General features: G+C 40.7%; 10 protein-coding genes and 2 pseudogenes. 2 read left to right on the top strand and 10 right to left on the bottom strand.

Annotated elements, in window-relative coordinates:
* Window positions 1-44: 44 nt before the first annotated feature.
* The 3 genes and pseudogenes from HMPREF9969_RS05160 to HMPREF9969_RS05150 form a co-directional block, all read right to left on the bottom strand.
* The gene (locus tag HMPREF9969_RS05160) at window positions 45-479 is read right to left on the bottom strand and encodes a DUF3408 domain-containing protein (protein ID WP_036895123.1); all 435 of its coding nucleotides are present in this window, start codon (window positions 477-479) and stop codon (window positions 45-47) included.
* Between the two features lie 2 nt (window positions 480-481).
* Window positions 482-1461: pseudogene (locus HMPREF9969_RS05155) on the bottom strand (toprim domain-containing protein).
* Window positions 1462-1680: 219 nt separating this feature from the next.
* A complete protein-coding gene (locus HMPREF9969_RS05150; protein ID WP_036895117.1) occupies window positions 1681-3045 on the bottom strand; it encodes a VapE domain-containing protein in 1365 nt (454 codons plus the stop codon).
* A gap of 376 nt (window positions 3046-3421) precedes the next feature.
* On the opposite strand from HMPREF9969_RS05150, the gene HMPREF9969_RS05145 reads away from it, so the two are divergent.
* Together HMPREF9969_RS05145 and HMPREF9969_RS05140 are read left to right on the top strand one after the other, a co-directional pair.
* A complete protein-coding gene (locus HMPREF9969_RS05145) occupies window positions 3422-3724 on the top strand; it encodes a helix-turn-helix domain-containing protein (RefSeq protein WP_009434767.1) in 303 nt (100 codons plus the stop codon).
* Between the two features lie 12 nt (window positions 3725-3736).
* Window positions 3737-4051, top strand: coding sequence for a helix-turn-helix domain-containing protein (locus tag HMPREF9969_RS05140; RefSeq protein ID WP_009434762.1), 315 nt, complete (start codon window positions 3737-3739; stop codon window positions 4049-4051).
* Between the two features lie 402 nt (window positions 4052-4453).
* Here HMPREF9969_RS05140 and HMPREF9969_RS05130 read toward each other — a convergent pair whose 3' ends face one another.
* The 7 genes and pseudogenes from HMPREF9969_RS05130 to HMPREF9969_RS05095 form a co-directional block, all read right to left on the bottom strand.
* A complete protein-coding gene (locus tag HMPREF9969_RS05130; protein ID WP_036895116.1) occupies window positions 4454-5242 on the bottom strand; it encodes a class I SAM-dependent methyltransferase in 789 nt (262 codons plus the stop codon).
* 731 nt (window positions 5243-5973) lie between these two features.
* Window positions 5974-7680 carry a sigma-70 family RNA polymerase sigma factor gene (locus HMPREF9969_RS05120; RefSeq protein WP_036895111.1) on the bottom strand — a complete coding sequence of 569 codons (1707 nt, stop codon included), beginning with the start codon at window positions 7678-7680 and terminating at the stop codon, window positions 5974-5976.
* A 224-nt stretch (window positions 7681-7904) separates the two neighbouring features.
* Complete coding sequence (locus HMPREF9969_RS05115; protein ID WP_009434763.1) at window positions 7905-8942, bottom strand: nucleotidyl transferase AbiEii/AbiGii toxin family protein; 1038 nt, start codon at window positions 8940-8942, stop codon at window positions 7905-7907.
* On the bottom strand, window positions 8935-9558 hold the full coding sequence (locus tag HMPREF9969_RS05110; protein WP_009434756.1) for a DUF6088 family protein: 624 nt from the start codon (window positions 9556-9558) through the stop codon (window positions 8935-8937). Before HMPREF9969_RS05110 ends, HMPREF9969_RS05115 begins: the two co-directional genes overlap by 8 nt.
* Window positions 9559-9869: 311 nt before the next feature.
* The gene (locus HMPREF9969_RS05105) at window positions 9870-10286 is read right to left on the bottom strand and encodes a hypothetical protein (protein ID WP_036895110.1); all 417 of its coding nucleotides are present in this window, start codon (window positions 10284-10286) and stop codon (window positions 9870-9872) included.
* Window positions 10283-11567 (bottom strand): annotated as a pseudogene (locus tag HMPREF9969_RS05100) (tyrosine-type recombinase/integrase). The gene HMPREF9969_RS05105 and the pseudogene HMPREF9969_RS05100 overlap by 4 nt, the downstream one beginning before the upstream one ends.
* Window positions 11568-11579: 12 nt before the next feature.
* Complete coding sequence (locus tag HMPREF9969_RS05095) at window positions 11580-12809, bottom strand: site-specific integrase (protein WP_009434774.1); 1230 nt, start codon at window positions 12807-12809, stop codon at window positions 11580-11582.
* Window positions 12810-13245 lie beyond the last annotated feature (436 nt).

The following is a 13245-nucleotide window of genomic DNA, read 5'->3' as shown; positions in this document are numbered from 1 at the left end:
AGGGTAGACCTTTTTCCAGAAAACCGTCTACCTTTTCTTACGGCTTACAGTCTTCTCCATTTCTCTATGTCTTCACCATAATCCTCCAGATGCTGACGCACGATGTTCTCCACGAAGCTTGAAAGGTTGCTGCCTCTGTCGCCTAATCTACGCACAATGAAGTCGGCACGCTCCTGTGTCTCCCTGCTCAGATAGACAGCCTTACGGTTGTTTAACTTAGTCGGTACAAGATAGGCTTGCTTGTAGGCTTCGAGTGTTTTCTTTCTCATCTTGGCACTGATGCGTTTCTGAACGGTTACGTTCTCAGCATTCCGTGCAGGCTCGGAGTGCATGGTATTCTCTGTGTCCTGCTTGCTTGTTGATCTTTCTCTTTCAGGAACCGCAGTCGCTTCTTGTGAAGTAGATTCGTTCTCTGTTTCATCTTCCACACCCAAGAACCATGAAAGGTCTTTGTCGCTCATCATAGTTTTCTTTTCCATTTCTATTTCATTTTAAGTTTAACTTGTTTTGATTTCTTATTTTGTCCTGTAATTGATATGTGTGTCTGTTTCTGCGCTTTCCGTTTCTGCTGCTCACGGACACGGCTGACATGATATTCGTTGAGATCCTTGAAGTCTTTGTAATGTATGTTCATATCCTCAACATGGAAGCCTGCCTTTATGAAATCTTGAACAGCCCTCCGTCCTGCTTCGTCATTGTCAAGGAAGGCACGGATATGGGTGAGGTGTCGGTCATTCAAATAGCGGATAGTCCTTGCCACGTTGCTCACGGAGTTCATCACAAGGCAGTGGTTGGTAATCTCTTCTTTCATTGAAAGGAAGGAGAGGAAGTCCATGAAGCCTTCAAAGATACATACTGGCTCCGTTCTATCCGTGAATATCGGAGTAATGTCCTTCGGGGCTATCGTTCCCTTGAAAGAGCCGCTATCCCGAAGTTCATAACCTCCTGATTGATTGGCAAAGCCGATAGCTTGGTAATGGCGACCTCCTACCTCATAGCTGATACAACGCAGAAAGGGCATAGCCTTTTCTATGTTGATGCAGCGTTCTTCCGTGAGATATTTCTGCAAGTGGGGTGGCAAGGTGTCTGATATACCTGTCAGTCTTCTTGCCCCACTTGCGGATGCCATAGGTTTGCCACTTCTTTTCATTGCCCTGTCTGCCTTTTGAGAACTGCAAGCAGTATAATCGGGAGCGTTCCGCCCCAATTGACGGATGGTTTCCGATAATGTGCAGCCCTCTAACCGCATATAAAGGTCGATAAGACTTCCGCCCCTGCCATCGGCATAATCTATCCAGAGGTTCTTCTCTATATCTACCTTGAAACTTGGATGCGTGTCTTCACGAAATGGTGAACGGTAGAGAGCATAGGCAGGTGTCCTGTGCACTGTTTGATACCTTTCCTCTCAAGGTACTCCACAATAGAGTATCGCTTGATGCGTGATAAATCTTCTTCTTTCATTGTCGTATTGTTTTATTGGTTGAACATTTTTCCATTCTGATTTTTATATCGGATTATATTTTGATTATACTGATAGGGCAAACTTCATTGATGCTTTTTCGTTTCCTAAAGTTTTTCCCCTAAAAACTTTTTTCACTTTCATCTTACTACATATATTTTGATTGTAAGTGATTGACATTCAGGTATGAGTTGTAGTAAACAACTATACCACATACGCTACTACATCAAACTACTACAACTATTTAACAGTGGGCAAGGATGGATTTTCCTAATCTTATACACATAGATAGGACTACAACCTTCACGCCTCTTGCTTACCTTTTCAAAGACAGCCCTTTTGAGTGCTTCGCCCATACGTTTGAGTGTCAAAGGTTGATGCGTATAAACACCTAAATAAGCGAGTATTTCAGTAGTGGTCATATAAGCACAATGAGGATTTTCCTCCGTTGGTTTCTCAAAGCAGCGCAACAGGAGTTCCATTTCAGCGGTCTGCACTTGGAATTCCTCACTCTCCCTGTATAGCTCCGCTATCTCGTCATCATTGAACCAATATCGGAAGCCAGCGTTTAACAAGGCTTTCGCTTCGGTATAGACTGCATCCATAGAAATACCTTTAGCTCGTTCAATATCAATGGCAAGCACCTCAAAGGGCAGAAATCGTCTGCTTCCTGTCGGGTCTGTCAAAAAATCATTGCCGTTTACCGATGCTACAAAACTCGCCAAGTGTGGGTGTTCCTCCACATACTTGTCGTAGGGCATACGGTATTTGACCATCGGGTAGGTGATGAGGTTCTTCAGCTCGTTCTCGTCACGCTTATTGAGGGCTTTGAGCTGGTCGTCAATGTTTACGATAAGGTTATGACCGATATAGGTAAGCGTGTCTTTCTCCTGCGGATATATTTTTCCAGTATAGCTGTAGCCGTTAAGGGCTGACGGACAAAGTAAATCAAGAAAGGTGGTCTTGAACTTGCTTTGTTCTCCTGTCAGTACAAGGCAGGTATGGTTACGGCATTCACGGTCGTCCATTGCGTTGGAAACCACTGCCACGAGCCATTTGGTGAGGTACGGCAGCCATTTGTCGGAGTTGCGCACGACCACGCAATTTGCCAAGTCGGGAATGGCTTTCAGTGAAAGAGAGGAGATATTACTATTACCTTCATCACAGCCTATATCCACCAATGGCAATGCCTTGAAATACTCCTGTATGGGATTGATACGTGGAGAAAAACTGCTCTCGATGATAGAGTATAGATTATCCGATGAGGTTATTATCCCGATGTCGTTGTCTATCTCTCTGCGGAGCGTGTTGATTTCATAGCGACCCACCTTTGTGAAATCGCTGCTATTCATTCTGCGGTATTCGGTTCGTCCCAATACCGTGTTGTATCTGAACTCGTAGTGAGTGGAGAGATAGGCTTCTATCTCTGAGTTCTTGGAGGAAGCCTTTCTCGGTCTGAGTGTGCTGTACCCACCCTCCAATTTGCCTTTATCTGCGCTTGTTTTCATTATATGCTTGGTTTGGTTTCTGAGAGTGAAGTTATCAAGAGAATGAGTAAGTTCCAAGCATTCAGGGAGTGCTTGCATAATGTTGCGTCTGTCTGCTATAAAGTTCACATGTATATTTTGTCGTGGCAGGACAAGAAAATGGGATTTTTGTGGAAAACAGAGTTGGGAATGATAGCTACAGCTAAAGACAGAAATGTGTGTATTGCCTATGTTTGCTGTATTTTGCGCCGATTGGGATTATCCTTCATATAGGATAAACAGTGAAAGAAGAAATCAAAGAATAATGCGAAAAAGGCAACCGATAAGATATGTTGTCTTTTCCTTCAAGTTCCCTATATTTCCCTGCTCTTCCCTGTTGCTTTGAGGTATGGAAAACACATCCTACTTTTGCAGGCTGAAATGTGCGGTAAGACGCAAAACAATAAGAAATTACAAACAAAATAACAATAAAACTATGGGATATTTTATCATTACGGATTCAAATTGGGCAAGGTTGAAGAACGAGATACTCAGTCTTGCCGAGACCTGCCACAAGGCATTCGGGGAACAGAGCAGACACACGGATTGGCTGCACAACGGCGATGTGTGCCGACTGCTGAACATCAGCAAGCGCACCTTGCAGCACTATCGGGATACAGGTGTACTACCTTTCTCGCAAATCGGGCATAAGTGCTATTACAGGCGTGAGGATGTGGAGCTATTGCTCCAAACCAAATCGGAGAAATCGAAAACAGACAGAATAAAGAATAACAAATAAGACAAGGGTATTATGGAATCAGTAAAGGACTTGAACATGGAAGCGGATGATATGCAGGTGGTGCTGTCCGCTATCAGCGGAGTAAGCAAGAGAATTAAGGAAGTGGCACAGACACACAAGCCGCTCTTTGGCGGTGAGCACTTCCTCACAGGTAAAGAAGTATGCGAGAGGCTGTATATCAGTCCCCGCACCCTGCAGGACTATCGGGACAGGAAGATTATTCCCTACACGCAGTTTGCAGGGAAGATACTCTATAAGGAGTCAGAAATAGAGAGGATACTAAAAAATAACTATAGGGAAAAAGATAAGATGAAGATGGCATATTGACAATACTACATGGCACTTGACCTGATATATACCAGCCCAAGTGCCATATTTTGAATAGCCACCTACATTTTTAATTCTCAGGTAAACCTACTTCTGGATTGAATTTTACAGAGACTTTTCTATTCTAAACAATATTTACTTGTCCATTATATGCAATATTAGATTCATCATATTTCATATTTGGGTTAGCATAGTACACCTTTAGTTTATAATTACCAGAAGGCAATTTACTCATCTTAAAACGAACATCATATTTGCACTAATCAAAAAGGGCTAAAAATTAGATAGAACATACTTCCATGAAGAAATATGATTTTTCCTTTACTATTCTATCAGTTTTCCATGCTTACTGAGTATTGCGAAAAAACTCATCCTATTCTGTTGCACGTTTTTTTAGAAAAACTATCCAAGTTTCAACAAATAAAAACAAGAAGTAGAACAGAAATTCCTGAAAAAGGGAATATAGGAGATGCCCCGACAAAGTTTTCGAGGCCGTAATCCGAATTTCTGCTGATAGTGAGGATTGATAAGCCATAGCTGACGATTGCATACAGATAAACCTGTTGCCTTAACTACTTTCTCAAATCGTTCAATCGGACATTTGGTCTTCTTTATCGATATAAGTTCACTTACCATCGACTCTTCTTCTCCTGCCAGCCTATTCAGGATAAAACGATACAGCGGATTCGGAAGGAGATGGAAGTACGGAACTTTAGACCATGTCTTATTGCGACATATTTGCTGATGTCCACCAAAAGGCATCTGCCATGCAGGAAAAGCCACGAACAAGATGCCATCTTCTTTTAGAAACTTGCGAATATGGCTTAAGAATGCAATTTTGTCGGGCACATGTTCAATAACATCATGCAAGATTGCTATATCGAACTTATCATCTTCACTTGGAGTCGGATATTCAAGGAAGTCGACACTTTCAAAATGACCTTTCAATTTTTCTTCTGAAAAGAATTGACGTGCCTGCTCTATTCGTATCTGTGCCATGTCTACACCAAAGACTCGGCAGCCAATATTTGCAAAAGGTTTCAGATTTCCTCCCTCGCCACACCCAATTTCCAATATTTTGCTGCATGAAGTTATCGGATGAAACTTCCTGATGTATGGCAGGTAGAAAAGGGAAGAAGTGATGGCAGAATCCTCAAAATATGTTTTCCTATCCAAGTGTCTTGCTTGCATTGATGTATCTGTTAATTGGTTAAACAATCTGAAACGGCTCTGCATGTCCGTCAAAATAAAAGATACCAATCCATGCAAATGACTGCTCATTTTTCCAAAATATTTTTGGAATACTACAGACTTATCTATGCAAAAGACGGTGCGTAATCATATACGCACCGTCTTAGTTTTATTATCTCTGAGGCTCCCCTAACAGGTCATGGCCAGCCTCACTACCTTATTGGAATCCAAAGTCACCGTACCATGATAGATTCTGTTGGATGAGTTCGTCTGCTTGTTCGTGGTTGTCTGAAATATTTCTAACTGATAATTTCCGGGAAATAAATCTCTGATTTTGAAGTTCACATCATACAGGCAGACACAATCAGTGAGCATGTCACGGTCTGGGTAGAGAATGATTATGATTTTGTTTTCTACACAAGTAATATCCACGTTCAATTGGCCAATTGTACAATTATCCATCACGTCAAGAAACTGAGCTGTAACCGTATTGTCATTTCCCATAAGCATACTCAATGTCGTTTTTGTACTGTAAAAATCCGTAAGATACTCGGGGCGAGTATCTTTCTTGGATACGGACGTCTTGCAATCAGAGGTAACGACATTTGATACTTTGACATTTCCGATAACAGTGCTTTCTGATGAACACGCTGTTATGGTACCCAGCAGGCTAAATGCCAATAGACTTTTTGTTAAATTCAAGTGACTCATATACTATATTTATTTGATGATTACCATGTTAATCTTAACCCAAAAGGTATGCTGAACATAAACGGATGTTCAGTTCTGTATGTTTGAATACCACTTCCATTTTTAAAGTAGTAGGAAAGCCCAGGCTCCAGATAAAAACTGAAAGGTTTGAAAATCTGGTATTGTACTCCTAAGCCGACATTCACAGACCATTGATAACGCGGGTGGATAGTCCCCCTCATGGTGAACGAGGAATCCGACGTGATGACAAACTCTTTGGTAAGAGAACTGTGAATTGGCATTTCAAAAGTTACTCCTCCTGTGACATAAGTATTCAGCCTCCCTTTATTCCACACTTGATAGGTCATGTGCAATGGTATACCTATATAATCTATTTTTTGCGTTCTTTTCAATTTTGCATCATTGAAAGGATTCTCAAATTCAGACTTCAATCTTGTGTAGATTAATCCTGTACCAAAAATCCATCGCGGACTCAACTGTTTGTTGAGTGACAGGCTATAGGTTTGAGGACGATAATGATGTACTTTTTCCGCTACGCTTTGGTCGGCCGAGATAAACTGGTTGACAGCCTGTTGGCGTAGCCTTGCATTCTCTATTGAATCCATCAGCATACGATTGCGATCAAGATAGTCGATATAATCTCTCCAGGAATAAATTTTAGCAGCTACACCACCATTTGCATAATCGATAACTGACAGATAATTGAAGTTAGATATTGTATTACCCGATGTATTTGAGGAATAACCAAAGTTAATTTTCCACGTATATTTCTTCTTATGATTTACATCGACCTTCATACTTTCATTCGATGCCAATATTTTATCTTCCGAAATTTGTGGAATGTGAAGCACTGAGTCGTCTATACTTACTCTAATTTTAGCAAGATAATTCTGCAAGGAATCCTCATGAAATGATACAATCTGCTGTCTGGATTCTATACTATCTGTTATTATTCGTGATGAAATATCTTCAGTAGAAAGAGTCTTTTCTGCCAAAACATGCCTATCATTTTCAGTAGCACTTGAAGGTATAGAATACCTTGGCTGCCCATTCTTTTGAGAAGTAGCTCCATTTTGTTGAACTCGTTTTGGAAAGTTATGATGAGTATCTAAAGCCGTTGATCTATTATCAGATGTGTCAACGAACTTGTCCCTCGTTACGAAATAGATATAGACAGGTATCAGGATGGGAAGCAAGAACAGCATCCAATACTTAATCAATATGACACGCAGCATTTTCTTTGCCCGAGCCAACTGCGAAGAAGAACTGTGTGGATTGATACCAAGCAGATCCCCTATTTCCTTATGTGAAAGACCGTCCAACACTGAGAGTTTGAATATTTCTCGGTTCCCCTCTGGTAACAGTTCTATCGCTGACAGCAACAACTCCAGCTCTATATTCTTTTCTTTATCGTCTTCTTCGCTCAACACATCTTTCCCCAGACTGGATAAAAGAATATTACTTTTTTCTGTACTTTGTAGGAATCTCAACGAAAGGTTTCTCACAATCGTTATCATCCATCCTTCCAATTTTGAGTTGTCCTTCAGCGAATTAATAGAGGTAAAAATGATGATAAAAGCATCGTGCAAAATATCTTCTGCCGTACTTTCATCTTCCACATAGTGCAGGCATATTCTCTTTAATCTGTCAGAATATGCCTTATATAAATTTCCGAGAGCCTCACGTTCTCCCTGTTTACATGCGTCTATATTAACATCTATTTTCATAGATATACCATACCTTTTTATTAAAAGGAGCATGTTTTGCTTAAAAGACTGCACGGATTTAGAAACTTTTTTTGAGAAACTTGGAAAAATATTAAAAATCTATGATTAAAGACCTCTTTTTAATGGTCGGCTCGTTATCTACAAGAGATAATTGTCAACCTTTTTATGGAAAACCCTTCATGTCGTATCGCAAAATCTATAACAAACCATAAATAGATCTTGCTCTAAGAAATTACAATCCGCCTGAAATCTATAAGTAATTTCTCCATTCTATTCATCAACTCATCAAAGGATTTTGCTTTACCGTATATATAGCTATCTACCATATTTGACTCGTAATCAAGACGATAAGCATTCATTACTTCATCTTGGGGGATAAAATCAATCTTAGCGGGATAGTCTTTATCATAGTCCACATATCCCAAATGATAGAACCGGCGACGATGTTCTACAATCGCCTTATAAAGTTTACCATCATTCAATGCTTTCTGAGCAAACTCTGTATCCATCAATCTATCCAAATCGTAAAGATGTCGAGACATACGTAGGGATCTCGGTTCCTTCTTTTGAAGTTCTTCACTAAGTAGCAATGCCTTTTCCAAGAATGTCCTTGATGGCGTTACAGTCTTAATTGATGCGGTCATTTCATCATCCTCTTCAGGGAACTTATCGAAGATAAGAGAGTGAATTTCACATTGTTCATAGGGCTCTGACATAGACAGACAACTGATTTCTATTTTAACTCTCGCATCAATAAGTCTCATAATGGATGGCAAAATGCTCTCATAATTGACGAATATTATAGTCGGGTCGCTATCATGGTCTATAGGCCTTGGAGGTTCCCCTGTCACCGCTTCATTCATTATAGTATACCCTTTAACTCCCATTTTAAGGAGTTCTGCATCCAGTTCTGCAGAGAGAGTCCCATGAATATAATCCCGTGATGTTTTTCTTAGTTTCTTCACCTGATTGTTGTTCTCGCACTTTGCAAATGGCAAGTTAAGGACGTCCTCAAAGAAGTTCCTGCCAATGGAAATGTCTATATCTTCACTGAATCGATTGATGAGATTCCATCCTTTACTCAACGAAGTTCCCCCCTTGAAAAGAAGCCATTTCCCACACGACGTATTGAACAATGCCTTGAGAACTACTGTTACCCACCAATCTTTCTCTACGGCATTATCTTCGATATTATGTTTCAGGGCGACCGACTGTATCATTGCTATGCGTTCGTCATTACTATGATTTTGCCAACTACTCATGCTTGCTATTTAAAATCTTTATAATGATTCGTCTTATCCATGTAGGCATGACCTTTAGATCATCAGTCATGGTTTTATCCTCTGGATATCTACTTAGTATTACACTAATTGCGCTTTCCCACTCATTATTATAGTTTCGTTCTCCAATAGCCTTCATTGCTTGTACCAAAAGTCGAGTAACCTGTCCTTTCAAGGCAAAGTTCTTAGGTACTCCCCTTTTGAAAGTGATAGTCCTATTGCCACATTTGATTTTTCTTGCAGACCCACTGGTAAGAAAAACGGGAGACATAGTCACTTGTTCTGACAGTCCGAGCATATTCAACGCCGTACCTCCTGTCGGGAGAATCTCCGCATTGTCTCTTTCTGCAATCGCACGAGCAATCTCCTCAGTAGTAGGATAAACTATACCGAATTTGGTTTTCTTCGCTTTCAGGTATATACCACGAGATAATCTTAATAACAATCTCTGTCGGACAAAATCTGATAAGACTTTGCCAACATACTCGTCGTTGTATTCTGGGAAGCTATTGTTAAAGAACAACGTACCAGTGTCAGCTTCATCTATATAGCACCTAAGAATATCAACAACCTTTTTTTCTTTATTACTTATTAACATACATTAAGTCGGTTATTTTTGCAAAAATAACGAGTATTTCTCATATTCCAAAATTCTTTGAAGTGTTTTTAATTTGGATTTATCATTTCCATTCAATTTCGGAATATCATTTAGTAAAGATAGAAATATAATGCAAACAGTATGTCTTAAAGAAAGATTACTAATAAAAGTAGTATGTAGTTTTTAAGTAGTAACTGGAGATTTCTCTTACTAACGACGCCACAAAACTTTCTCTTTCACCATCTTACTCCTTATTGTAGTTATGTAGTAAGATATAATCGGTGAAAGAAAAAGGAAATCAATACAAATAGTTAGTTATTCGTGTTACCGAGCAGAAATATCAGGTTTATCACGGATGCAGGTTTCTGCAACCTCTCACAGAGATACTTCCTGAACAAATGCGCTTCTGTGCTGTCTAACAGAAAGGACAAGACGATGATGACAGGAAGCGGATAGAGCGGTGCATAACCTTTGAGTTGTCCGTTAATTATGACTTCCTCCTCACCTGCAACCCTCTCATCGGGATACAGGTCGGAGGTTTTTATTATCGTTTGCAGCCTATGGTTGAGTTTTCTCCATGCTACACCGAAGAACCTCACAAGCTCTCCCTCCGTCATAGCAATGTCTCCGTTTCCTTTTCGGATAATCTCCATATCACTCCCCCAATCAAAGTAACTGCGATGATTGTCCGTGCTAGTCATTGTTCTTTGTTTATAGTTCGTATTCATGCCGTTTCTTCCATTTTACAGATTGATGTATCCAAAAGTTCAAAGGCCTCTCTCTCCATAGTTTCTTTATCCTTTGCTGATTGTTTGGCTATAAGCCTGTCCATATCCTTTGAAATCTTGTTGTCCGTTACCTGCGCATAAATCTGCGTGCTTGATATGGAGGCATGCCCCATCATCTTGGCTATGCTCTCAATAGGAATACCTGCGCTTAGACACATCGTGCCAAACGTATGTCTTGCCATGTGGTACGAAAGTCTTTGACGGATACCGCAAGCCTTATCCACGATGCTCAGGTTCTTGCCCATCACGCTACGGCTGCGATGAGGTTGAAAGACAAGGCTGTCGCCTTTTTCTTTCACCGTCTGCTGTTCTTCGTTTCTTGCCTGCTCTTTCCTACAATAGTTGATGATGGCTTCCGCTATGGGATGTAACGGAACGATAAACTCAACCTTTGTCTTCTGACGCTCTTTGCGTATATACATCTGTCCATCCGCTGCCGTTTGGATATGCTTGTATTTCAAATTTTCCATATCTGAGATAGCCAAGCCTGTGAAGCAGGAAAAGATGAACATCAGTCTTGCCAACTCTGCTTCCTTGTCATTCATCTATTGCCATAAGTTTCATTACATCCCTTTTGCAGAAGCGTATCTTCTTTTCTCCTTCTCATACTTGGCTTATCAAGCGGATTGCAGCGGATAATCCTCCTGCTCACCGCACGAAACATCAGTCGGCTCAGCCAACAGAGATTGGTATTGACAGTCGATGCTTTCAGCCCACGCTTTTAGAAGAAGCGGTATTCCTCAACAAACTCTCCGTAATGGTGGCGATAGATATGTCTTGTACTCCTTTGTTTTCGATAAATTCTCGGAGATTTCTATTAGAATAGTAAAGGTTCAGATAAGTCCCTTCTGCCCTTGATTTGCCAACACTCTCCTTGACGGATTGCAGTTCTGCCTTGCTCATTGCAAGGAGCGTGGTGGGGTTAGTGGCAATGCCTTGCAAACGGTTCTTGATAAGTTCCACACTTACCACTCCTTCCCTCGTCAGTATGTCCCGATAGGTTTTTTCTATCAATTCCCTGAACTCATTGATTCTTTGGTTGGTCTTCCTATTGGTTGTCAAACCCTGTTTGGAGTTCCACTCGGAGGGCTGGCACTCTTCGCCTGTGGTAATGGCTGTGTTCTTTCCGTCTATGGTGATACGGCAGAGAATGGCGGTCTTGCCGTCTGCCTTTATTTTCTGTCTGTTGATGTAAAACAATATCTTGAATGTACTTCTCATAAAAAATCTTGGTTAAATGGTTAAACGTAAATCTTCTGTGAAAGAAAGGAAGCGGTCAAATTCCTCAAAGAGTTTTTGGGGTGTAACCTTTGCATAACGCTCGGTCATACTTACGTTGCTATGTCCGAGCATCTTGCTCACTGTTTCAATAGGAACTCCTTGCTCAAGCGTAATGAGCGTGGCAAAGGTGTGTCTTGCCGTATGCGTGGTAAAGGGAAAGGCTATACCCTCTCTAAGGCGCAATCCTTTAAGATGCGACTGATAGGTGGCATACTTCATCTGTGGCAGCAGTCTTTCCCTTTCTTCGCTTCGATACTTCTCTATTATCCTAATCGCTTCGGGCAACAACTTAATACGGCAAAGTACACCTGTCTTCTGCCTATTGAACTTCATCCAAAGATTTTCCTCATCATCACGGACAAGATGTGTCTTACTTAATCCCATTAAATCACAATAGGCTGCACCTGTATGACAGGCAAAAACAAACAAATCCCTTGCTGTTTCCATTTCTTCCTCCAACTCTCCAAAGTGGGTATTCATTAGTTTGTCAAGTGAACGTCTGTCAAGTGCCTTTGGGAGTTTCTTATCACCTCTTGCTATCTTTACATTAGCAAATAATAAGGTGTCAGCCAATCCTTCACGGTATGCCAACCTGCATACGGTCTTTATTTGGGATGCAACTGCATAGAAACTACTTTCCTGAAACCCTAATTTGCTCAAGTAGTAGTCCCTGAAATCATAAATGAAATTTTCTGTAAGTTGCGAGAAAGACAAATCTTCCACCTTGTACTTGTCTTCGATAAATGTCCGAAGATTATTACGGGTAGTATAGTAATTGGAAATTGTTTCTCTCTTAATGTCAATTCCAATATGTTCTTTCTTCTCCCTGATGAGGATGTCCAATCGTTCGATAAGCATACATCGTGTCTGTACGCTGCCTTGAAACAGCTCTTTTACATCGGCTGCATCAAATGGGTAACCTTTGGATAGCAGAGATTGATAAGCCGACTGAACGGACAACAGCAAACTCTCCAACCTGCCGTTTATCTCTACTGCCTCACGACTCTTTCCGTCCATTCTACTCTCACGGGGATTCCACAACTCTGGATTGCAGGAGAGTTTACAACTGAACTGGGCAACATTCCTTCCAAGTGTGATACGTCCCATAATCGGAGCCTTGCCCGACTTGTCAAGACCGCTCTTTTTGAGGTAGAGCAACATCTTCATTTTCTCTTGTTTCATACGCTTTAATTTTTATGGGCAAAGTTACCCGAATTAAAGCGTTCCTCATTATGCAGAAAACTGCCGACCAAGCAAAGCACACGAGGAAAATAATTCGTTACCGACATTACTCCATGTTACCTATCTCAAAATCAGGTAATGCTTTGGTAACTGAACTTTTGCCTAAATCTGCATATTCCTCCCTTTTTGAAAAGAGCACTTCTATGCAAATCGTTCTGTTTCTTCCTCATTATCAATTAGTTTACGCCAACTTCGATTTCTCTTCATTTTCGTTGATTAGTTACCGCGTAAAAGGGCATCTTCTTGAGTCATAAAGAGCACCTTTTCAGATTAAAAGAGTATCTCTTTGTCAGCCTATAAGCTTATCTCCAATTCCACTTACTATCTCCGCTGATGAAAAACTCATATTCAAGAAAAATAACCCCTTCGTCATCAA

This window comes from Prevotella sp. oral taxon 306 str. F0472, assembly GCF_000257925.1.
GTDB lineage: Bacteria > Bacteroidota > Bacteroidia > Bacteroidales > Bacteroidaceae > Prevotella > Prevotella vespertina.
This window is presented reverse-complemented; position numbering and strand designations above follow the sequence as displayed.

What these genes read in the sequence shown, in the direction of transcription:
- HMPREF9969_RS05110 (WP_009434756.1), bottom strand. Translation starts at nt 9,558, where the DNA reads ATGTTAATAAGTAATAAAGAAAAAAAGGTTGTTGATATTCTTAGGTGC.
- HMPREF9969_RS05120 (WP_036895111.1), bottom strand. Translation starts at nt 7,680, where the DNA reads ATGAAAATAGATGTTAATATAGACGCATGTAAACAGGGAGAACGTGAG.
- HMPREF9969_RS05115 (WP_009434763.1), bottom strand. Translation starts at nt 8,942, where the DNA reads ATGAGTAGTTGGCAAAATCATAGTAATGACGAACGCATAGCAATGATA.
- HMPREF9969_RS05150 (WP_036895117.1), bottom strand. Translation starts at nt 3,045, where the DNA reads ATGCAAGCACTCCCTGAATGCTTGGAACTTACTCATTCTCTTGATAAC.
- HMPREF9969_RS05140 (WP_009434762.1), top strand. Translation starts at nt 3,737, where the DNA reads ATGGAATCAGTAAAGGACTTGAACATGGAAGCGGATGATATGCAGGTG.
- HMPREF9969_RS05105 (WP_036895110.1), bottom strand. Translation starts at nt 10,286, where the DNA reads ATGAATACGAACTATAAACAAAGAACAATGACTAGCACGGACAATCAT.
- HMPREF9969_RS05130 (WP_036895116.1), bottom strand. Translation starts at nt 5,242, where the DNA reads ATGCAAGCAAGACACTTGGATAGGAAAACATATTTTGAGGATTCTGCC.
- HMPREF9969_RS05095 (WP_009434774.1), bottom strand. Translation starts at nt 12,809, where the DNA reads ATGAAACAAGAGAAAATGAAGATGTTGCTCTACCTCAAAAAGAGCGGT.
- HMPREF9969_RS05160 (WP_036895123.1), bottom strand. Translation starts at nt 479, where the DNA reads ATGGAAAAGAAAACTATGATGAGCGACAAAGACCTTTCATGGTTCTTG.
- HMPREF9969_RS05145 (WP_009434767.1), top strand. Translation starts at nt 3,422, where the DNA reads ATGGGATATTTTATCATTACGGATTCAAATTGGGCAAGGTTGAAGAAC.